Origin of the sequence: Stenotrophomonas sp. SrG, assembly GCF_050031795.1 — a bacterium.
GTDB classification, from domain to species: Bacteria; Pseudomonadota; Gammaproteobacteria; order Xanthomonadales; family Xanthomonadaceae; genus Stenotrophomonas; species Stenotrophomonas rhizophila_A.
Map to the genome: position 1 here is coordinate 1 of NZ_JBNBBE010001571.1, position 232 is coordinate 232.

At 67.2% G+C, this 232-nt stretch carries 1 pseudogene; it reads right to left on the reverse strand.

Annotation, left to right across the window (positions count from 1 at the left end):
• A pseudogene (locus ACQG3P_RS24650) lies at positions 1–232 on the reverse strand (urocanate hydratase); the annotation flags it as partial.

Genomic DNA, 232 nt, shown 5'->3' on the forward strand with positions numbered 1-232 from the left:
TCGGCGGCCAGGTCCAGCCAGCGGTGCAGGGGCGGGTTGTCCGGACTCAGTTCCTTCACCTTCGCATCCGTTTTGGCGATGTCCTCCGGGTCGCCGCGCAGGGCGGCCCAGCGGAACGGGCCGATGCCGCGGCAGAACAGCGGGCGGATGTAGGCGGGCACGAAGCCGGGGACATCGAAGGCGTTTTCCACGCCTTCTTCCAACGCCATCTGGCGCAGGTTGTTGCCGTAAT